Below are 21,536 nucleotides of genomic sequence, written 5' to 3' on the forward strand. Positions count from 1 at the left end.
GGAGGATATCTTGATGGCTGAATTACCTGAATCAAGAATAAATGAACGAAATATAACGAATGAGATGCGTGAATCGTTCCTAGATTATGCGATGAGCGTTATCGTTTCACGTGCGCTACCAGATGTTAGAGATGGTTTAAAACCAGTACATCGACGTATACTTTACGGCTTACACGAACAAGGTATGACACCTGATAAATCATATAAGAAATCTGCGCGTATTGTTGGGGACGTTATGGGTAAATATCACCCTCACGGAGACTTCTCAATTTACGAAGCTATGGTTAGAATGGCCCAGGACTTCAGCTATCGATATCCTTTAATTGATGGCCAAGGTAACTTTGGTTCTATGGATGGTGATGGTGCAGCGGCGATGCGTTATACAGAAGCGCGTATGTCTAAAATCACACTCGAAATGTTGAGAGATATTAACAAAGATACGATTGATTTTGTTGATAACTATGACGGTAACGAAAGAGAGCCGGCAGTCTTACCTTCAAGATTTCCAAATTTACTTGTAAACGGTGCATCAGGTATCGCAGTAGGTATGGCAACTAATATACCTCCACATAACTTGACTGAAGTAATCAATGGCGTATTAAGTTTAAGCTATAATCCAGATATTACGATTGCAGAATTAATGGAAGATGTTCAAGGGCCAGACTTCCCTACAGCAGGTATTATTCTTGGTAAAAGTGGTATACGCCGTGCATTTGAAACTGGACGTGGTTCAGTTCAAATGAGAGCAAGAGCTGAAATTGAAGAACGTGGTGGCGGTCGTCAACGTATCGTTGTAACAGAGGTTCCATATCAAGTAAATAAGGCCCGCATGATTGAAAAAATTGCTGAATTAGCACGTGATAAAAAAATCGATGGCATTACAGATTTACGTGACGAAACAAGTTTACGTACTGGCGTGCGTGTTGTGGTTGACATACGTAAAGATGCCAATGCCAGTGTTGTATTAAATAACTTGTATAAACAGACACCATTACAAACGTCATTTGGTGTTAACATGATTGCTTTAGTTGATGGCAGACCGAAATTGATTAACCTTAAAGAAGCATTGGTTGAATATCTTGAACATCAAAAGATAGTTGTAAGAAGAAGAACAGAATACAACTTGAAGAAGGCACAAGACCGTGCACATATTTTAGAAGGCTTAAGAATTGCTTTAGATCACATTGATGAAATTATTCGTGTGATCCGTGAATCTGATACAGATAAAGTTGCAATGGTAAGCTTGCAAGAACAATTTAAACTTACTGAACGACAAGCGCAAGCCATCCTTGATATGCGATTAAGACGTCTAACAGGTTTAGAAAGAGATAAAATTGAATCTGAGTATAATGAATTAATTGCATATATAGAAGAATTAAAAGCGATTCTTGCAGACGAAGAAAAACTATTACAACTTGTTCGTGATGAGTTAATTGATGTTCGTGAACGCTATGGTGACGAACGTAAAACAGAAATTCAAATGGGTGGTCTCGACAATATTGAAGACGAAGACCTAATCCCAGAAGAACAAATCGTCATCACATTAAGTCACAATAACTATATTAAACGTCTACCCGTTTCAACATATAGAGCTCAACATCGCGGTGGTCGTGGTGTACAAGGTATGCAAACATTAGAAGAAGATTTTGTAAGTCAACTTGTTACATTGAGTACACACGATCATGTCTTATTCTTCACGAATAAAGGTAGAGTGTATAAACTTAAAGGTTATGAAGTGCCAGAACTCTCCCGTCAGTCTAAAGGTATCCCAGTAGTCAATGCGATTGAACTGGATAATGATGAAACGATTAGTACAATGATTGCCGTCAAAGATTTAGAAAGTGAAGAAGACTACTTAGTATTTGCAACGTTAAATGGTATCGTTAAACGTTCAGCATTACGTAATTTCTCACACATTAATAAAAACGGTAAGATTGCGATTGGTTTCAAAGAAGATGATGAATTGATTGCAGTGAGATTAACAGATGGTGAAGATGATGTATTAATCGGTACTGCTCATGGTTCTTTAATTCGCTTTAACGAAACTGCATTACGTCCTTTAGGTCGTACAGCTGCTGGTGTTAAAGGTATTACATTAAGAGAAGGCGACAGCGTCATTGGATTAGATGTTACTAAAGCAGAAACAGATGATGAAATTCTAGTCGTGACTGAAAATGGCTACGGTAAACGTACACCAGTTAGTGAATATCGTTTATCTAATCGTGGCGGTAAAGGTATTAAGACTGCTACGATTACAGAACGTAACGGTCAAGTTGTATGTATCACATCCGTCGAAGGTAAAGAAGACTTGATGATTGTTACAAATGCTGGTGTAATTATCCGTATCGGCGTTGAAGATATTTCACAAAATGGACGTGCAGCTCAAGGTGTAAGATTGATTAAATTAAACGACGATCAATTTGTTTCTACAGTTGCTAAAGTAGATGAAGAAGAAAAAGAAGCTGAAGAAATTGAACTTCAAGAAACAGAGAATGAACAAATTGAAGGCTCTTCAAGTGACGGTCAACAATCAGAATCTGTAGTAACTGATGATTTATCAGAAGGTATCGTTCATACCGAAGTTGAAGAAGATACAGATGAAGATGGTCGTCAAGAAGTGAGAAAAGACTTTATGGATCGTATCAATGAAGACATCGATAATAGTGATAATGAAGACACTGAAAACGAAGATGACGAATAATCTCAATTTCTATAAGTAAACCAACAGCTACATTTAAAATTGAAAAATTTAAATATACAAATGAATCTGGGACATAAATCCCTATTCTCAAATTAAGAGGGCCAATCCTTAATATGGATTGGTCCTCTTTATATTTAAAATATTACGATTTTGATCGTGCATGCTTGCCTGGGTATATGGCTCGAGCCTGTAGTCTCTCGCTCATATCATTTCCCCGGGCGTCAGCACGATGCAAAATCTCTATAAGTGATGTTTTTTAATACAATAGAAAAAAGCTTCATATTATTTAACTTATACAACTAATAGAAAGTCATATTTTTAATTAACCAAAAGATATAACTTAATATGAATACACACGATGGATGAGTCCATTTTATATAAAAATCTTACGATTTTGACTGTGCATGCTTGCCTGGGTATATGGCTCGAGCCTGTAGTCTCTCACTCATACTATTCCCCCGGGCGTCCGCACATTACAAAATCTCTAGTCATAAAATAGAAAAACTACTTAATGATTGTATCCGAATGATGTGGCTATCACAAAATCAAACGCCTTCTTCTAATACAATTAATCGTTTTAGAGTAAATACTAAAGTAGATGCCCTATTAACATCTTTAACTTTTTGTATTGACGGCACTTAATATTAGAAAAGTAGTAGTTCAAAGAAATAAATATAACCAAAACAATAATAAAAAAGGCAATTTCCATATTATTTCAATAGAAATTGCCTTTTCACTTGTCCAAGAACTTTATGTTCCAGACTCATTTTATTTTGGTTTAATATATTTATATCACAGGTGCTTATTTAACTTTCCAATGCTTTCATAGCATATGGAATTTCGCTAATTAAATGAGAAGGTGGTACGACATACATTTTCTTTGATAACTCTTCACCAATATAACTGTGTGTATAAGTAGCACTCGTAACCGCTTCTTTCGTGTCATTGAATTGACCTACAAAACTTGTAATCATACCGGCAAGTGTATCACCCATACCGCCTGTAGCCATCGCAGGTGTACCAATTGGTAGTTTGTAATCTCCGTTTTTGAAATAGATTTCAGTGCCGTGCATTTTTAATACAATCGTTGCTCCAATTCTATCAGCAGCTTCGCGATTACGTTCATAGGTTTGTTCTTCTATTGCGATACCACTTAAACGTTCCCACTCTTTTTGATGTGGTGTGAAAATAACATTGCAAGTTGGAATATCTGGCTTTAATTTACTAAATATAGTAATAGCATCTCCATCCACTATAAGTGTTTGGTGCGGTTGAATGTTTTGTAATAAGAACGTGATAGCATTATTTCCTTTGAAATCACACCCCAATCCAGGACCAATTAAGATACAATCTGTATTTTCAATCATTTTAGTGAGCATTTTAGTATCATTGATATCAATTACCATTGCTTCAGGACAACGTGAATGTAGCGCAGCATGGTTTGTTGGATGTGTAGCTACCGTAATTAAACCACTGCCACTATAGACACAAGCGCGTGCAGCAAGCATGATTGCCCCACCTAGATTCGCATTACCTCCAATTAAAAGAATTTTGCCATAATCACCTTTATGCGTTTCATCTTTACGTTTTGGAATGCTTACTGATGAAATTGTTTCCAACATTGAAACCCCCTTTAATCATATTAGTTATTTCAACTTTTAATTTGTATATTTGATCATTATTTTGTTGATTCGTAAGTTTGTACTTTTTGATAAGAATTATATATTTATAAGCTTTATGAAAGGTTTTCTCTGTAGCTTTTTTATTAATCTACTTTTTAAATACAATAGAAAATATTATACCTGCTTTGCATTTTAGTCAATAGGTAAAAGCATTAAGAATTTGTTTATTTTTAGAAATAATAAATTTGCCTTCTTTATCTTATTAAAATACTAATTTAATACCATGTTACGGATATGGACGAACCTATTGTTCTTAAAAATATGGAAGCGTATACTTTAATTAATTGAAAATCATCAGAAGTAAGGAGATGGGGAAATGACATTACAGCTTAATGGTGAAAATTTAACAATTAATGCAATTAAAGAATTTTTATATCAAAGTGATGATGTGAAAGTAACAGAGGATGCATATGAACGTGTAAAACAGAGCAGGGTAACAGTAGAAAAGATTATAGATGATAAAGAAACAATTTATGGTATAACGACTGGATTTGGTTTATTCAGTGATGTGCGTATTGATGAGGGAGAATATAACCAATTACAAGTAAATTTAATTCGTTCACATGCATGTGGTATCGGAAAACCTTTTTCACAGGATGTCGCGTTAGTGATGATGATTTTACGTCTAAACACATTGCTAAAAGGTCATTCTGGTGTGACAATCGATTTAGTGAATCAAATCATATATTTTATTAACAATAGAATTATTCCAGTCATTCCACAACAGGGGTCTCTTGGTGCTTCAGGTGATTTAGCACCACTTTCACATTTAGCTTTGGCATTGATTGGAGAAGGTAGCGTCTATTATAAAGGTGAAGAAGTAGACAGTCGGTATGTCTTAAATTTATTAAATCGTGAACCTTTGAGCTTACAGGCTAAAGAAGGTCTTGCTTTAATTAATGGTACGCAAGCTATGACTGCACAAGGTGTAATTAATTATATAGAAGCGGAAGATATTGGTTACCAAGCGGAGTGGATTGCTGCTCTTACGCATCAAGCATTAAATGGTATTACTGATGCATATCATGAAAAAGTGCATCGCGTCCGAAATTTTCCAGAACAGATAGATGTTGCTTCGCGCATGTTAGACTGGCTTGAAGGTTCTAAATTAACAACGACACAGGGAGAAATTCGGGTACAAGATGCTTATACATTACGCTGTATTCCACAAATACATGGCGCAAGCTTCCAAATTTTTAATTATGTAAAAGAAAAGCTTGAATTTGAAATGAATGCGGCGAACGATAATCCATTAATATTTGATGAAGATGATGAGACATTAGTTATTTCTGGAGGTAATTTCCATGGTCAACCGATTGCATTCGCGTTAGACTTCTTAAAGTTAGGCGTAAGTGAATTAGCCAATGTTTCAGAAAGACGTTTAGAGAGATTAGTAAACCCACAATTGAACAATGGTTTACCGGCGTTTTTAAGCCCTCAACCGGGTTTACAGAGTGGTGCAATGATCATGCAATATGCAGCTGCAAGTCTTGTTTCGGAAAATAAGACACTCGCACACCCAGCTAGTGTAGATTCTATTCCATCATCAGCTAATCAAGAAGACCACGTTTCTATGGGGACGTTTGCTTCACGCCATGGTTACCAAATGATTGAAAATGCACGACGTGTTTTAGCAATAGAAACAATCATCGCACTTCAAGCAGTAGAATATAAAGATATTGAAAAATTATCACCTAAAACCTATGAAAAATATCAAGCTTTACGAAAAGTGGTACCATCTATCACTGAAGACCGCCAATTTCATAAAGACATAGAAGCTGTTTCACAGTATTTATTAGATCACGCTTATGCTAATTAAGGTTGAGTGAATTTTTAATGAACATTCAGCGATTGCATATCCTTGGCCTTGAAAAGTGATAGGTTATTTGCTATATTAAAATCAAGTTAATAAAGCTATTGTTCGTAGGCTAAGTAGTATTGTACTTCTGGTTTCAGAGAGCTTGTGGTTAGTGAGAACAAGTAATCAGGGTCAATGTGAATCTACCTACTATATGAGAACAATCGGGTTTAACCGTTATTTTGGTGAAAGTGCAGTCTCTTTTGGCTGTTAAATAGGGTGGCAACGCGTAAAGACCACGTCCCTTGTGCAGGGATGTGGTCTTTTTTGTGTTCTATTCTTAAAAAATAGAAATTGAAAGGATGGAAAATGACATGTTAGACATTAAACTATTTCGTAATGACCCAGAGTTTTTAAAAGACAAAGTTGCAAAACGTGGTATGGATACAAAAGTAGTAGATGATGTATTATCACTTGATGACAAGCGCCGTGAATTAATTCGTAAAGCTGAGGAAATGAAAGCTGAACGTAACAAAGTGAGCGGTGAAATTGCGGAAAAAAAACGCAATAAAGAAAATGCAGATGATGTTATTGCGGAAATGAGAAAATTAGGTGACGACATCAAACTGTTAGATAATGATTTAAATAATGTGGATAAAGAGCTAGAAGACTTATTATCTCGTATTCCAAATACAATTCATGATGATGTGCCTGTGGGTGATTCTGATGAAGAGAATGTAGAATTAAAGCGTTGGGGTACACCAAGAAAATTTGATTTTGATGAAAAAGCACACTGGGATTTAGTAGAGTCATTACAAATGGCTAATTTTGAACGCGGTGCAAAAGTTTCTGGTGCAAGATTTGTGTTCTTAACTGGCGAAGGTGCACAGTTAGAAAGAGCATTAATGAACTATATGGTCACGAAACATACGACGCAACATGGTTACACAGAAATGATGGTACCACAATTAGTAAATGCTGATTCAATGTACGGTACTGGACAATTACCAAAATTTGAAGAAGATTTATTCAAAATTGAAAAAGAAGGATTATATACAATACCAACGGCAGAAGTACCATTAACGAATTATTATCGTAATGAAATTATTGGTCCGGATGTCTTACCTGCTAAATTCACAGCGCAATCAGCGTGTTATCGTAGTGAAGCGGGTTCAGCTGGTAGAGATACAAGAGGGTTAATCCGTTTACACCAATTCGATAAAGTAGAGATGGTACGTTTTGAAAAACCAGAAGACTCTTGGCAAGCATTAGAAGAAATGACAGAACATGCAGAAGCAATTTTAGAAGAGTTAGGCTTACCGTATCGTAGAGTTATTTTATGTACAGGTGACATAGGCTTTGGCTCAAGTAAAACTTATGACTTAGAAGTTTGGTTACCAAGCTATAATGAGTACAAAGAAATTAGCTCTTGCTCAAATATTACTGATTTCCAAGCACGTCGTTCTAACATTCGTTTTAAACGTGATAAAACAGCAAAACCAGAATTAGTGCACACATTGAATGGTAGTGGTTTAGCAGTAGGACGTACGTTTGCTGCAATCGTAGAAAACTATCAAAATGAAGATGGTTCAGTTACTATTCCAGATGCATTAGTACCATATATGGGTGGTAAAACAGTGATTCACCCAGTTAAAGAAAAATAAGATTAGTTGTAATGAATATCATCAGCGGTATTTGAGTTAGCTCAAGTGTTGAACTTTCAAAATAGATGCTACAAAATGATGAAATGCAAATAGAGGTTGAGACAAATGGATGTCTCAACCTCTCATTTTATATGAACAATGATCCTTCTGATCTTCTAAATACCTTAAATACTTTTAAAGTAAAGAAAGGGTAGGGGAGGTGTTAAATATCTCGTTTTGTAGGTTATCTCATTTATTGAAGGCCTTATTTTATTCAAAAAATGAGAGGTAAGTCTAAAATAATAACACAATATTCTAGAATTTAAAATACTATAATAACAGTATTTTTAGACAAACGTAAGCCTTAGGTTATACATACGTCGGTCTAAAAACATTGAATGTATATTTCAGTTTGTATTAAACTAATTCTATTATTTTTATAAAATGTGTGGGAGGTGGCATGATGGCAACACATTTAACTTTTAAGCAAGGTGTAAAAGAATGTGTACCGACTTTGTTAGGTTATGCTGGTGTTGGTCTTTCATTTGGTATTGTTGCAGTTACTTCAGGTTTCAATTTGATTGAAATCATTTTATTATGCTTACTTGTCTATGCTGGCGCGGCACAATTCATTATTTGTGCGTTAGTCATTGCTGGAACTCCAATTTCTGCAATTGTATTAACGACATTTATTGTAAATTCTAGGATGTTTTTATTAAGTATGACCTTAGCGCCAAGTTATAAAGGATATGGGTTTTGGAACCGTATAGGTATGTCTTCTTTGATTACAGATGAAACATTTGGTGTCGCTATTACACCACATCTAAAAGGTGAAAAAATCAATGATCGATGGCTGCATGGATTAAATATCACAGCTTATTTATTTTGGACATTTGCAAGTGTTGTTGGTGCTGTTTTTGGTAAATACATAACAAACCCAGATGCATTTGGGTTAGATTTTGCTATTACTGCAATGTTTATATTCTTAGCTGTTTCCCAATTTGATGCTATTAAGCAATCACAATTTAAAACATATTTAGTATTAATTGTTTGTGTGATCATATTAATGCTCATTTTAAGTTTCTTTATGCCTTCATATGTAGCAATTATCTTAGCTTCGACAATTACTGCGGGGTTAGGGGTGGTGATCGATAAATGACAACGACCTTACATATGCTATTAATCATTGTTTTATGTGGTGTGGTCACTTGGTTAACACGAATTATACCGTTTATATTAATTACAAAAATTAAACTATCTGAGACAGTTGTAAAGTGGCTTTCCTTCATTCCTATTACATTATTTACGGCATTGATTGTAGACGGCGTCCTAGAACAACATGAAGGTTCAATGGTGTATAGTATTAATTTACCGTTTTTAGTGACGATGCTTCTAACAATAATCATTGCCATTATTACACGGAGTTTAACGATTACGATTGTCAGTGGTATTTTAATAATGGCAGTTTTAAGATGGATATTTTAAATATATTATTGAAGTGGTTCACATTATCCGTTAGAATAGCAATAATTAGAAAATTTTGATAATTTTAAAGGAATACTTGTTAAAATAGATGTTTGATTTATACACAGCTTTTTACAATTAAAATTAAATCTTATTTCGAGAAGCAGAGGGACTTGGCCCAATGAAGCTTCAGCAACCGACTTTAGAAGCACGGTGCTAATACCAACGATTCGCTCGAATAATAAGTATTGTAACTTCTTACTTATTATAAATAGGTAGGAAGTTTTTTTACTAAGTAGGAGGTAAATGATGACAAATTATACGGTTGATACATTAGAATTGGGACCATTTACAACTGAATCAGGTGAAACGATCTTAAATTTAAAATTACGTTATGAACATGTTGGATATGAAGGGCAGCCACTTGTACTTGTATGCCATGCGCTGACAGGTAATCATTTGACATACGGGACGGATGACAATCCTGGTTGGTGGCGAGAGATTATAGATGGAGGGTACATGCCAATACATGATTATCAATTTTTAACATTCAACGTGATAGGTAGTCCATATGGCTCGAGTTCGCCACTTACAGATGCTGACTTCCCCACGCATTTAACATTGCGTGATATTGTCAATGCAATAGAATTAGGTATTCAAACATTAGGGTTTGATCGAATTAGTATTTTAATCGGTGGGTCTTTAGGAGGTATGCAAGCGCTGGAATTATTGTATAATCATAAATTTGAAGTAGATAAAGCAGTCATTTTAGCTGCAACAGACAAGACTTCCTCATATAGTCGCGCATTTAATGAAATTGCGAGACAGGCGATTCGATTAGATCATGGTGAAGGTATGAGTATTGCAAGACAACTTGGTTTCTTAACGTATCGTTCTTCTAAAAGTTACGATAGACGATTTACACCAGACCAAGTTGTAAACTACCAGAAGCATCAGGGAAATAAGTTCAAAAAGCACTTTGATCCATTGAGTTATTTAACCCTGCTAGACGTCTTAGATAGCCATGATATAGATAGAGATCGTACTGATGTAGATGAAGTGTTTGGACGTCTAGATACTAAAGTTATGACTATGGGTTTTACGGATGATTTATTATATCCAGACGATTTAGTATATGCTACAGGTGCACGATTTAAATATCATAAGCATTGCTTTGTGCCAGATAATGTAGGACATGATGGTTTCTTACTGAACTTTAATGATTGGGCACCCAATTTGTATCACTTTTTAAAAGTTTCTAAGTTCAAAAGAAAATGACGATATGCTACATTTTAGTTCATTTTGTATTATAAGACGTCTGGGATAGTTATTTTATACTTAAATGAAAGTGGAAATAACTGTGTTCCTATGATGTCTTATTTTTATGGTGAGTAAAATGTGAAATTTGAAGTTGGCGTTAACGAGGAGATGTAATTTAAAAAGGTGCTCATTTTCAGATTTTGTCGCTGATATTGAACTTCTGACAAAAAGAATTGTCAATAATTGTATAAAAGTTTTAAAGAGGTTAAAATAATAAACATAGACAAAAATTGTATAGGAGTGGCGAATTTGTTTTCTAAAATACATACTAAAGCCACTATACTTAGTGTAATCACGTTAATTATAGTAGCTTTAGCTTTACATATATTACCGCTACTTGGACTCGTGTTGAGTTTATTTGCAACAATTCCAGGTATTATTTTATGGCATAAATCTGTAGAATCTTTTGGCTTAACAGCAGTCATTACAGTTGTGCTAACTACGTTATTAGGTAATATATTCGTGTTAAGTATCATGATCCTCTTGTTCGTAGTGAGTGTTGTAGTGGGTCAATTATTAAAAGAACGTACATCAAAAGAACGTATACTTTATATAACAACAACGTTTATTAGTATCATTGCATTAATTGCATTTATGGTGTTACAAGCATTTAAAAAAATACCAAGTGCTGCATCATTAATCAAACCGATTAAAGAACAGATGTATAACATAATTTCTAGCGCTTCAGTCAACGCGGATTATAAACAAATGTTTGAAGAGGCTTTCCGCCAATCAGCAGTGCAACTACCAAGTTATATGATTGTTGGCGTATTTCTACTTATATTAATCAATTTAATTATCACTTTTCCAATCTTGCGTAAATTCAAAATCGCTACACCCATATTTAAACCATTATATGCTTGGCAAATGAAGCGTTCTATCTTATGGATGTATGTTATTGTATTAATTTGTGTTATGTTTTCAACGCAACCAAGTGCGTTTCAAACGATCGTCTTAAACTTTGAAATTGTGTTATCATTATGTATGTACATTCAGGGGTTAAGTGTGATTCACTTTTTCGGAAAAGCGAAATCAATGCCGCCAGCACTTACTGTGATATTAATGGTGATAGGGACAATTTTAATGCCATTAACACATATTGTGAGTCTCCTGGGATTTGTAGATTTATGTATCAATTTAAAACGTATCATTAAAAAATGATTTGAGGTGGAAAAATGAACCGTCAATCCACTAAAAAAGCGTTGATTTTACCATTTATTATTATGGTGCTTACAGCGATAGCGCTTGTCGTCGTTTGGTTTATTTTTAACCAATTGATTGCAGGTATAGCTACTGTTGTATTACTTATCATAATTGTAGGGACAGTATTGATGGTAAGACAAGCTTTACAAAAATTGGATAACTATGTAGATAATCTGAGTGGAAAAATCTCAGCAAGCAGTAATACTGCTATTAAAAGGTTACCTATTGGGATGATTATCTTAGATGAAAATGAAAACATAGAGTGGATGAACCAATTTATGTCGGATCGTCTAGATCGAAATGTCATTTCTGATCCAGTCAATGAAGTATATCCTAATATATTAAAACAGTTAGAAAAAACACAAGAAGTGGAAATTCAAGAAAATGAATATCACTATCGTGTAAGATATTCAGAAAAAGAACATGTATTGTATTTCTTCGACATTACTGAAGAAATACATACACAAGAGTTATATGAAGCATCTAAACCAATTATTGCAACACTGTTTTTAGATAACTATGATGAAATTACGCAAAATATGAATGATACACAACGTTCAGAAATTAACTCTATGGTTACCCGCGTCATAAGTAGATGGGCAACTGAATATGACATTTATTTCAAACGTTATAGTTCAGATCAATTTGTTGCTTATTTAAACCAACGCATTCTAAATGAAATCGAAGCATCTAATTTTAGTATACTGAGTCAATTACGTGAAAAAAGTGTGGGTTACCGTGCGCAATTGACATTAAGTATTGGTGTAGGTGAAGGTTCAGAGAACTTAATCGATTTAGGTGAATTATCTCAATCTGGACTTGATTTAGCACTAGGTCGTGGTGGTGACCAAGTTGCAATTAAGCATATGAACGGAAATGTGCGTTTCTATGGCGGTAAGACTGACCCTATGGAAAAACGTACACGTGTAAGAGCGCGTGTTATCTCTCATGCCTTAAAAGATATTTTAATGGAAGGCGACAAAGTCATCATTATGGGACATACGCGTCCAGACTTAGATGCTATAGGCGCAGCCATTGGTGTCTCAAGGTTCGCCATGATGAACAATTTAGATGCTTATATTGTGTTAAATGATTCAGATATTGATCCGACGCTGCGTCGTGTGATGAATGCAGTCGATGAAAAGCCTGAACTAAAAGAGCGTTTTATCACATCTGATGAAGCATGGGATGTCATGACGTCTAAGACAACTTTAGTAATTGTAGATACGCATAAACCTGAAATGGTTATCGACGAAAATATATTAAACAAGGCAAATCGTAAAGTTGTGATCGATCATCATAGACGTGGTGAAAGCTTTATCTCTAGTCCATTACTTGTTTATATGGAACCATATGCAAGTTCAACTGCAGAGCTAGTGACTGAATTGCTAGAATACCAACCAACAGAACAACGATTAACACGTTTAGAGTCGACAATTATGTTTGCAGGTATTATTGTAGATACACGTAATTTCACATTACGTACAGGTTCAAGAACATTTGATGCGGCAAGTTATTTACGTGCACATGGTGCAGATACAATATTAACGCAGCATTTCTTGAAAGATGATTTAGATACGTACATTAATCGTACTGAATTAATCCAAACAGTGAAACTACAAGAGAACGGTGTCGCAATTGCACATGGTTCGAACGAAAAAATCTATCATCCTGTAACAGTTGCACAAGCAGCTGATGAACTGTTAAGTTTAGATGGTGTAGAAGCTTCGTATGTAGTTGCTAGAAGAGAAGATAATCTAGTCGGTATGTCTGCCCGATCACTCGGTGCAGTTAACGTTCAATTGACAATGGAAGCACTTGGTGGCGGTGGTCATTTAACTAATGCAGCTACACAATTAAAAGATGTCACTGTTGATGAAGCAATAGAACAATTACAACAAGCTATAACAGAACAAATGAGTAGGAGTGAAAATTCATGAAAGTAATATTCACACAAGATGTTAAAGGTAAAGGTAAAAAAGGCGAAGTTAAAGATGTACCTGTAGGCTATGCAAACAATTTCTTATTGAAGAAAAATTATGCAGTAGAAGCTACACCAGGTAATTTAAAACAGCTTGAAAAGAAAAATGAAGCTGCAGAAGCGGAACGCCAACAAGAAATTGAAGATGCTAAAAAATTAAAAGAAACATTAAGTCATATTGAAGTTGAAGTATCTGCTAAAACAGGTGATGCTGGAAAATTATTCGGTTCAGTTAGTACAAAACAAATCGCGCAAGCATTACAACAACAACATGATATTAAAATAGACAAGCGTAAAATGGATTTACCAAACGGTATACATGCATTGGGTTACACAAATGTACCAGTTAAATTAGATAAAGAAGTAGAAGGTACAATTCGTGTACACACAGTTGAACAATAAAAACGGATTGAGATATGAGGTGTAATCATAATGGATGGAATGTATGAACAAAATCAAATGCCCCACAGTAATGAGGCTGAACAATCTGTCTTAGGTGCCATTATCATAGATCCGGAATTGATAAATAGAACTCAGGAAGTCTTACTTCCTGAGTCCTTTTATAGAGGCGCGCATCAACACATCTTTAGAGCCATGATGAACCTCAACGAAGATAATAAAGATATTGACGTGGTTACAATTATGGATCAACTGTCGTATGAAGGACGACTGAATGAAGCGGGTGGCCCACAATATCTAGCAGAATTATCTAGTAATGTACCGACAACTCGAAATATTCAATATTATACAGATATCGTATTTAAGCATGCGACAAAACGTAAGTTGATACAAACTGCCGATAGCATTGCTAACGATGGTTATAATGATGAATTAGAATTAGATACAATATTGAACGATGCAGAACGTCGAATATTAGAATTGTCATCTACACGTGAAAGCGATGGATTTAAAGATATTAGAGATGTGCTTGGAGAAGTGTATGAGAATGCAGAATTACTTGATCAAAATAGTGGTCAAACACCTGGTATCCCAACTGGTTATCGAGATCTAGATCAGATGACCGCGGGTTTTAACCGTAATGATCTAATCATTCTGGCTGCCAGACCATCAGTAGGTAAGACTGCCTTCGCACTTAATATTGCACAAAAAGTTGCTACACATGAAGACCATTTCTCAGTCGGTATATTCTCGCTAGAAATGGGTGCTGATCAACTAGCAACACGTATGATTTGTAGTTCTGGTAACGTAGATTCGAACCGTTTAAGAACGGGTATGATGACAGAAGAAGACTGGAATCGCTTTACAATTGCAGTAGGTAAATTATCTAGAACAAAGATATTTATTGATGATACACCAGGTATTCGAATTACAGATATTCGCTCAAAATGCCGTCGTTTAAAACAAGAACACGGTTTAGACATGGTAGTGATTGATTATCTGCAATTAATCTCAGGTAGTGGTTCAAGATTCTCAGATAACCGACAACAAGAAGTATCAGAGATTTCTCGTACATTAAAAGCGATTGCTAGAGAAATGGAATGTCCAGTCATTGCACTAAGTCAGTTGTCACGTGGTGTAGAGCAACGTCAAGACAAACGACCAATGATGAGTGATATTCGTGAATCAGGATCAATCGAGCAAGATGCTGATATCGTCGCATTCTTATATCGTGATGATTACTATAATCGTGGCGAAGATGAAGACGATGATGATGGAGATACGAACTTTGAACCACAAACAAATGATGATAATGGTGAGATTGAAATTATAATAGCGAAGCAACGTAATGGTCCAACAGGGACTGTTAAATTACACTTTATGAAGCAGTATAATAAATTTACTGATATCGATTATGCACATGCAGACATGGGTTAAGAAAAAAGAATAAAATTTATTTTTTTCCGTATGATTTATAAATTTATTTATTTATCGTACGGTTTTTGTTTGCATTTGGTTCTTTCTTTTTTAATGAAGTATGTGTTGTAATTAAATGGATATCGCTTTGAAAACCTTGATGACACTATGTTTAAGATGTGTGATTGCATTTTTAAACATTTAATGAAATTCGAGAAAATGTAAAAAACCAATGTTCGATTTTTGTTTGCATTATTAGTGTGGTATTGGTAGAATACTTAATGGTTAATTGAGAAAAACTTGGAGGTGCTCATATGTCATCAATCGTAGTTGTTGGGACACAATGGGGAGACGAAGGTAAAGGTAAAATCACAGACTTTTTAGCAGAACAAGCAGATGTTATTGCACGTTTTTCAGGCGGTAATAATGCAGGCCACACAATTAAATTTGGTGGCGAAACATATAAATTGCACTTAGTACCATCTGGTATTTTCTATAAAGAAAAATTAGCAGTCATTGGTAACGGTGTCGTTGTCGATCCAGTAGCACTATTAAAAGAATTAGACGCTTTAAATGAAAGAGGTATTTCAACAGATAATTTACGTATTTCAAACCGTGCGCAAGTTATTTTACCTTATCATATTAAACAAGATGAATATGAAGAAGAACGTCGTGGAGATAATAAAATCGGTACTACGAAAAAAGGTATCGGTCCAGCTTATGTAGATAAAGCACAACGTATTGGTATTCGTGTTGCAGATTTATTAGATAAAGAAACGTTTGAAAAATTATTAAAAGAAAATATTGAATACAAATCAGCATATTTCAAAGGTATGTTTGATAAAGCATGTCCTTCATTTGAAGAAATCTTTGAAACTTATTACGCAGCAGGCCAACGTTTAGCAGAGTTCGTTACGGATACTGCAAAAGTATTGGACGATGCATTTGTAGCAGAAGAAAAAGTATTATTTGAAGGTGCTCAAGGCGTTATGTTAGATATCGACCACGGTACATACCCATTCGTTACGTCAAGTAACCCAGTTGCAGGTAATGTCACTGTCGGTGGTGGTGTTGGTCCAACATACGTATCTAAAGTCATTGGCGTATGTAAAGCTTATACATCACGTGTCGGTGATGGCCCATTCCCAACAGAACTATTTGATGATGATGGACACCACATCCGTGAAGTTGGCCGTGAGTACGGTACAACTACTGGACGTCCACGTCGTGTAGGTTGGTTCGATTCAGTTGTATTACGTCACTCTCGTCGTGCGAGTGGTATTACTGATTTATCAATCAACTCTATCGATGTCTTAACAGGCCTTAAAGAAGTGAAGATCTGTACGGCATATGAATTGGACGGTAAAGAAATCACTGAATATCCAGCGAATTTAAAAGACTTACAACGTTGTAAGCCAATCTTTGAAACATTACCTGGTTGGACAGAAGATGTTACAGGTTGTCGCTCATTAGATGAGTTACCAGACAATGCACGTAGATATTTAGAACGTATCTCTGAATTGTGTGACGTTCAAATTTCAATCTTCTCTGTAGGACCAGATCGTAACCAAACAAACTTATTAAAATCATTATGGTAAGCCATTTACCTATAAAAACTGATTTATAAATTTAAAAAGTAAAATGTTGAAATGAAAGAAACACCTTGTTGATGTAGCCTGATATGGCCATCTTACAAGGTGTTTTTTATTTATATATTTGAATGTGTTATATATTGATCATGAAAATTTAGAATGTGATCGACTGCTAACTGATAACCTGTTTTATTACTAGATTGTATAGATTTAACTTTTCTAATATTACGCTGATAGTTCGGTATATCATCTAACATGTCTAAGACAATTTGTTTTAACTCTTGAGACGTTATATTTTCTAGTTGTAACTGACGACCAACAAGTAGTTTTTCGATTTGGCGAGCTACAACGGGTTGATCTGCACTTTGAGGAAAAGCTAACATAGGTACTTCCATCAACATCGCTTCATTCGTACTATTCATACCCGCGTGTGTTAAAAAGAGTGACGTATGTTGCAATAACTCTGTTTGTGGAACAACATGTGCAACCGTAAAATTAGATGGTATCGCATTAAAATCTTCAAGTTGATTATCATGACCAATGGATACAACAAATGAAGCGTCGATATTTGCAAATGCTTCAAAACAGAGATTGAAAAATTCAATATTTTGATTAAATACCGTTCCAAGAGAAATATAGACGACTGGTCGTGTGGTATCAATGTTGTCCATAAAGCCAGAATCTTTAGGTTCCAGTATGGAAGGACCAACAAACTTGTAATATTCAGGATCAAAGGCGTCATAACCAATTTGGAAACCTTTCATTACATAAGTGATATTAATATTTCCCGGGTTATTCATAACTTCAAAACGAGAAGGAATGGTTACATCATATGTTGATTCAACATGGGCTTTTAAATGATTAAAGGTTTCATCAGCGTGTTGAATTTCTTGATTGCTCACAGTAGAAGTTAAATGATTAATAAATGTTTCAAAAGATGTCTTTGTATGAGCAAATGAAGATACAGATGAAATCGATGGTAAATTTAATTTTTGGGCTAATATATAGCCACAACTAAACATAGAATCATGAATCATATAATCAAAATGCTCATTTTCAGTTTCTCTTAAAATTTGTGGCACAATGATATCTACAGTTTTTAATAAGCCATTGATAACATTGAATAAATGATGATTTTCATGATCAGTGAATGCTGTCATAATCGCTTCTGTAGGTAGCGTTCTAATTTCAGCGCCAGTATCTTTCAATTTATCTTTATACATATCGCTAGCGTAATAAACAACTTCTTCGCCACGATCAACTAATGCTTTAACAACTGCAATTGTTGGGTTTACATGTCCAGCAGAACCTGGATTAACAAATAATATTTTTGCCAATATTGCGCCTCCTTATTTATACTAATTATAATTTTAGCAAAATGAATTTAAAACAAAAAAGATTTTGTATTTATTATTTACATTTTGAAATAAAAATGAAAAAGAACATAATTATAGTAGTGATTGTACATCAATGTCTCTCAAAAGTGAGTTAATAAGCAAATAAAATACTGTTTTGACAGCTTCGAGTATTATTTTCTTACTTTATACATTAATGATAGAAAATTATACTAAATTAATTTAAAAAATAGCTTGTCAACCATAATGAGAGTTGATATAATTTATCTTGTGCTTAAGAGAGGCTCCTTGGTCAAGCGGTTAAGACACCGCCCTTTCACGGCGGTAACACGGGTTCGAGTCCCGTAGGAGTCACCATTTTTAGGTCTCGTAGTGTAGCGGTTAACACGCCTGCCTGTCACGCAGGAGATCGCGGGTTCGATTCCCGTCGAGACCGTATTGCCCATCCAATAGGATGGGCATTTTTTTGTACAATTTTCTACGATATATATTTTAAACTTCATTCTATTGAAGATAGTAGTTATTTATGTATAAACATTAAAGCGTGCACATTCGTTTGTGAAACAAGCGGATGATATGTGAATGCTTAATTTAAATGCTTCATGTTAGTGCAGATTAGCACAGTTCATAAAAGTATCATTGTAAATGCGATGCTGCTTTGCAATAACACTTTTTTATACAATTAAAATAAAAAAGGTTAAACTAAATGTATTGAGTGAGACAAGAGGTGAAACAATGATGACTGTAGATCCAGAATTGAAAAATTTAGATATGCTAGATGTCCTTAGCGAACGACACGGTGCATTGAGGAATATTGTTGAAAACAAAGCAAATGACAAGAACGGGATCCACAACTCCAGTTCAGAATGGTATATCATGGCAAAATTATACGTAAGTAAACTGACGTTTGTTGAAGTAACACAATCGGTTAATTTAACAAGGCAAGCCATTCATAAAGCGATTAAACAATTAGAAGAAAAAGAATTAGTTAAAGTTGAAAACTTAGTTCATAATAAAAAAGAGAAATGTGTGTCATTAACAGATAGCGGCATCGAATGCATTGAACAGTATATGACTTATAAACAATCCATTGAAAAACACATTGCACAAGTCATTGGAACTGAGCAATTACAGCTATTTAAAACGATTTTACATCAAGACTGGCAACTAGAAGACTTACAATAAAATATCCAAGCATGAAGTATTGTGCCATTTTAAAAGCAGTGGTTACAATACTTTTAATTTTGCACTAAATATTGTCAACCTAGTTGACAATAAAAGAGAAATTTTGATACAGTAATGAAGTTGATCGTTCGAGGACATTACTTTGAAGTAACAAATAACGTATACATATCAATGAAAAGATGTGTTTATCATTTAAAATTCATATTGTAAATGCTCAATGATATAAAACAAATTTGAATGGTATATCGAGATAAGTTATGGATCGAAGAGATTAATTTTAAAGGTAAATGCGTACGAAGTTTATCACGTGCGACAGCATTACATATCAATGTTAGGTCTCTTAATAATACTTATACTTCATGGAACCATTAAAAAGGAGTATTTAAAATGACAACGCAAGTAAAAGTAAAGAACCCAAGCATGTACGCACTTGTACTTATGATTGGTGGATTTATGGGATTATTTAGTGAAACAGCGTTAAACATGGCGCTCACAGACATTATGGCTGATTTTCAAGTTTCAGCTGCAGTGGTGCAATGGCTGACGACGGGATATTTACTCGTTATGGCTTGTTTAGTACCTGCTTCTTCTTATTTAATCAAGTGGTTTAATACGAAACCACTTATTATTACAGGAATTGTATTATCACTATTAGGCGTTATTATTGGTGCGCTCGCGCCAAATTTTAGTTTCTTATTATTAGGACGTATTGTACAAGCACTTGGCACAGGTATTTTACTACCAATCATGGTGACAGTATTGATGCTTATATTCCCAATAGAAAAACGCGGTGCCGTGATGGGCATTATGGGTCTAGTGATTACCGCTGGACCTGCGCTTGGACCAACGCTGTCAGGTATCATTATCTCAGCTTCCAGCTGGCATTATATTTTTTGGATTAGTGCGGTTTTATACCTTATCGTTTTATTTATGGCAATTTCAAAAGTAGAAAATGTTGGAGAAATTACCAAACCTAAAATTGATATGATTTCTATTGCATTATCTACAATAGGATTTGCGGGATTAATCTTTGCATTAAGCACATTAGCTGAAGCACCATTTACAAGTACTATTGTATGGTTGCCGTTATTGATCGGCATTGTTGCACTGGCTATCTTTATCGTACGACAATTCAAGATTGATTCGCCGATGCTTAATTTAAACGTATTTAAATATCCAATGTTTGTCATAGGGGCTGCAATGGTTTTCGTTACGATATTATGCATCCTATCTATGGGTATATTGTTGCCGCTATATTTAAAAGGTGCTTTATTATTTAATTCGATTATTGCTGGTTTAATTTTATTACCAGGTAATGCAATCAATTTAATCTTATCCCCGATTGTTGGTTCCTTATTTGATCGTTTTGGTGCTAGATACTTTGGCATTTTCGGATTTTTACTGATGTTTATTGCAGCGTTAACGTTTGCATTAATGATTTCAGTTTCTACACCTGTTTGGGCTATTATTTTGGCATTCATCGTACTTTTCTTTGGCATATCGATGGTCATGATGCCAGCACAGACAAATGCCTTAAATCAATTGCCGCACCACCTTTATGCTGATGGTTCAGCAACGATTACAACGTTAATACAAGTAGCAGGTTCAGCCGGTACTGCAATTGCCATTACGATTTATAGCACAGCAATGCGTACCTTTGGCGCAAGCCATCCAAATGCAGAACAAGAAGTTGTACTGTCTTATGGTATCCAATATGCCTGTTTCTTTATTGTAATATTGACAGTTATCGGATTTATATTATCGCTCTTCGTTAAAAAATCTAAAAATATTTAATAT

General features: G+C 34.8%; 15 protein-coding genes, 2 tRNA genes, 1 pseudogene, 1 riboswitch and 1 other annotated feature. Of the genes and pseudogenes, 16 read left to right on the top strand and 2 right to left on the bottom strand.

Going from position 1 to position 21,536, the window contains the following annotated elements; all coding sequences use genetic code 11:
- Positions 1 to 13: 13 nt before the first annotated feature.
- A complete protein-coding gene (gyrA, locus tag KA926_RS08650; RefSeq protein WP_210144119.1) occupies positions 14 to 2,701 on the top strand; it encodes a DNA gyrase subunit A in 2,688 nt (895 codons plus the stop codon).
- Positions 2,702 to 3,121: 420 nt separating this feature from the next.
- Positions 3,122 to 3,319 (top strand): annotated as a pseudogene (locus KA926_RS14080) (transposase); the annotation flags it as partial.
- Positions 3,320 to 3,507: 188 nt separating this feature from the next.
- Here the strand turns inward: KA926_RS14080 and KA926_RS08660 are convergent.
- A complete protein-coding gene (locus KA926_RS08660; RefSeq protein ID WP_432582164.1) occupies positions 3,508 to 4,323 on the bottom strand; it encodes an NAD(P)H-hydrate dehydratase in 816 nt (271 codons plus the stop codon).
- Between the two features lie 376 nt (positions 4,324 to 4,699).
- Here KA926_RS08660 and hutH point away from each other — a divergent pair, with 376 nt between their 5' ends.
- The 10 genes from hutH to KA926_RS08710 all read left to right on the top strand — a co-directional run bounded on the left by hutH (position 4,700) and on the right by KA926_RS08710 (position 17,205).
- Positions 4,700 to 6,202: a histidine ammonia-lyase gene (hutH, locus tag KA926_RS08665; RefSeq protein ID WP_210144121.1), complete on the top strand. Its 1,503-nt coding sequence runs from the start codon at positions 4,700 to 4,702 to the stop codon at positions 6,200 to 6,202.
- A gap of 97 nt (positions 6,203 to 6,299) precedes the next feature.
- Positions 6,300 to 6,490 (top strand) — a binding site (T-box leader).
- 65 nt (positions 6,491 to 6,555) lie between these two features.
- Positions 6,556 to 7,845 carry a serine--tRNA ligase gene (gene serS, locus KA926_RS08670; protein ID WP_150821831.1) on the top strand — a complete coding sequence of 430 codons (1,290 nt, stop codon included), beginning with the start codon at positions 6,556 to 6,558 and terminating at the stop codon, positions 7,843 to 7,845.
- A 442-nt stretch (positions 7,846 to 8,287) separates the two neighbouring features.
- Positions 8,288 to 8,983 carry an AzlC family ABC transporter permease gene (locus tag KA926_RS08675; protein ID WP_210144123.1) on the top strand — a complete coding sequence of 232 codons (696 nt, stop codon included), beginning with the start codon at positions 8,288 to 8,290 and terminating at the stop codon, positions 8,981 to 8,983.
- On the top strand, positions 8,980 to 9,309 hold the full coding sequence (locus KA926_RS08680) for an AzlD domain-containing protein (protein WP_150821832.1): 330 nt from the start codon (positions 8,980 to 8,982) through the stop codon (positions 9,307 to 9,309). The genes KA926_RS08675 and KA926_RS08680 overlap by 4 nt, the downstream gene beginning before the upstream one ends.
- A gap of 127 nt (positions 9,310 to 9,436) precedes the next feature.
- A riboswitch (SAM riboswitch) is annotated at positions 9,437 to 9,536 on the top strand.
- A 61-nt stretch (positions 9,537 to 9,597) separates the two neighbouring features.
- Entirely contained in the window at positions 9,598 to 10,566 is a 969-nt protein-coding gene (gene metX, locus KA926_RS08685; protein WP_019468522.1) for a homoserine O-acetyltransferase MetX, read from the top strand.
- A 276-nt stretch (positions 10,567 to 10,842) separates the two neighbouring features.
- Positions 10,843 to 11,769 (top strand): DUF2232 domain-containing protein, encoded by a 927-nt coding sequence (locus tag KA926_RS08690; protein WP_191904818.1) that lies wholly within the window; start codon positions 10,843 to 10,845, stop codon positions 11,767 to 11,769.
- Positions 11,770 to 11,783: 14 nt separating this feature from the next.
- Positions 11,784 to 13,751: a DHH family phosphoesterase gene (locus tag KA926_RS08695; protein ID WP_107386092.1), complete on the top strand. Its 1,968-nt coding sequence runs from the start codon at positions 11,784 to 11,786 to the stop codon at positions 13,749 to 13,751.
- On the top strand, positions 13,748 to 14,194 hold the full coding sequence (rplI, locus tag KA926_RS08700) for a 50S ribosomal protein L9 (protein WP_019468525.1): 447 nt from the start codon (positions 13,748 to 13,750) through the stop codon (positions 14,192 to 14,194). The genes KA926_RS08695 and rplI overlap by 4 nt, the downstream gene beginning before the upstream one ends.
- Positions 14,195 to 14,224: 30 nt before the next feature.
- Positions 14,225 to 15,628, top strand: a complete 1,404-nt coding sequence (gene dnaB / locus KA926_RS08705) for a replicative DNA helicase (RefSeq protein ID WP_019468526.1) — start codon at positions 14,225 to 14,227, stop codon at positions 15,626 to 15,628.
- Between the two features lie 293 nt (positions 15,629 to 15,921).
- Positions 15,922 to 17,205 carry an adenylosuccinate synthase gene (locus tag KA926_RS08710; protein WP_064264657.1) on the top strand — a complete coding sequence of 428 codons (1,284 nt, stop codon included), beginning with the start codon at positions 15,922 to 15,924 and terminating at the stop codon, positions 17,203 to 17,205.
- A 110-nt stretch (positions 17,206 to 17,315) separates the two neighbouring features.
- Here KA926_RS08710 and KA926_RS08715 read toward each other — a convergent pair whose 3' ends face one another.
- Positions 17,316 to 18,536, bottom strand: coding sequence for a macrolide family glycosyltransferase (locus KA926_RS08715; protein WP_150821834.1), 1,221 nt, complete (start codon positions 18,534 to 18,536; stop codon positions 17,316 to 17,318).
- Between the two features lie 300 nt (positions 18,537 to 18,836).
- Between KA926_RS08715 and KA926_RS08720 the strand changes: the two genes are divergently transcribed.
- The 4 genes from KA926_RS08720 (at position 18,837) to KA926_RS08735 (ending at position 21,533) form a co-directional block, all read left to right on the top strand.
- A tRNA-Glu gene (locus KA926_RS08720) sits at positions 18,837 to 18,911 on the top strand.
- A 6-nt stretch (positions 18,912 to 18,917) separates the two neighbouring features.
- Positions 18,918 to 18,990 (top strand) — tRNA-Asp (locus KA926_RS08725).
- 299 nt (positions 18,991 to 19,289) lie between these two features.
- A complete protein-coding gene (locus KA926_RS08730) occupies positions 19,290 to 19,739 on the top strand; it encodes a MarR family winged helix-turn-helix transcriptional regulator (protein ID WP_192945678.1) in 450 nt (149 codons plus the stop codon).
- A 387-nt stretch (positions 19,740 to 20,126) separates the two neighbouring features.
- Complete coding sequence (locus KA926_RS08735; RefSeq protein WP_210144125.1) at positions 20,127 to 21,533, top strand: DHA2 family efflux MFS transporter permease subunit; 1,407 nt, start codon at positions 20,127 to 20,129, stop codon at positions 21,531 to 21,533.
- Positions 21,534 to 21,536 lie beyond the last annotated feature (3 nt).

This window comes from Staphylococcus sp. GDY8P94P (assembly GCF_017892255.1).
GTDB classification, from domain to species: Bacteria; Bacillota; Bacilli; order Staphylococcales; family Staphylococcaceae; genus Staphylococcus; species Staphylococcus cohnii.

Excerpts from the sequence above, each read along its gene's own strand:
- gyrA (WP_210144119.1), top strand. The coding sequence starts at position 14 with ATGGCTGAATTACCTGAATCAAGAATAAATGAACGAAATATAACGAAT.
- KA926_RS08660 (WP_432582164.1), bottom strand. The coding sequence starts at position 4,323 with ATGTTGGAAACAATTTCATCAGTAAGCATTCCAAAACGTAAAGATGAA.
- hutH (WP_210144121.1), top strand. The coding sequence starts at position 4,700 with ATGACATTACAGCTTAATGGTGAAAATTTAACAATTAATGCAATTAAA.
- serS (WP_150821831.1), top strand. The coding sequence starts at position 6,556 with ATGTTAGACATTAAACTATTTCGTAATGACCCAGAGTTTTTAAAAGAC.
- KA926_RS08675 (WP_210144123.1), top strand. The coding sequence starts at position 8,288 with ATGGCAACACATTTAACTTTTAAGCAAGGTGTAAAAGAATGTGTACCG.
- KA926_RS08680 (WP_150821832.1), top strand. The coding sequence starts at position 8,980 with ATGACAACGACCTTACATATGCTATTAATCATTGTTTTATGTGGTGTG.
- metX (WP_019468522.1), top strand. The coding sequence starts at position 9,598 with ATGACAAATTATACGGTTGATACATTAGAATTGGGACCATTTACAACT.
- KA926_RS08695 (WP_107386092.1), top strand. The coding sequence starts at position 11,784 with ATGAACCGTCAATCCACTAAAAAAGCGTTGATTTTACCATTTATTATT.
- rplI (WP_019468525.1), top strand. The coding sequence starts at position 13,748 with ATGAAAGTAATATTCACACAAGATGTTAAAGGTAAAGGTAAAAAAGGC.
- dnaB (WP_019468526.1), top strand. The coding sequence starts at position 14,225 with ATGGATGGAATGTATGAACAAAATCAAATGCCCCACAGTAATGAGGCT.
- KA926_RS08710 (WP_064264657.1), top strand. The coding sequence starts at position 15,922 with ATGTCATCAATCGTAGTTGTTGGGACACAATGGGGAGACGAAGGTAAA.
- KA926_RS08730 (WP_192945678.1), top strand. The coding sequence starts at position 19,290 with ATGATGACTGTAGATCCAGAATTGAAAAATTTAGATATGCTAGATGTC.
- KA926_RS08735 (WP_210144125.1), top strand. The coding sequence starts at position 20,127 with ATGACAACGCAAGTAAAAGTAAAGAACCCAAGCATGTACGCACTTGTA.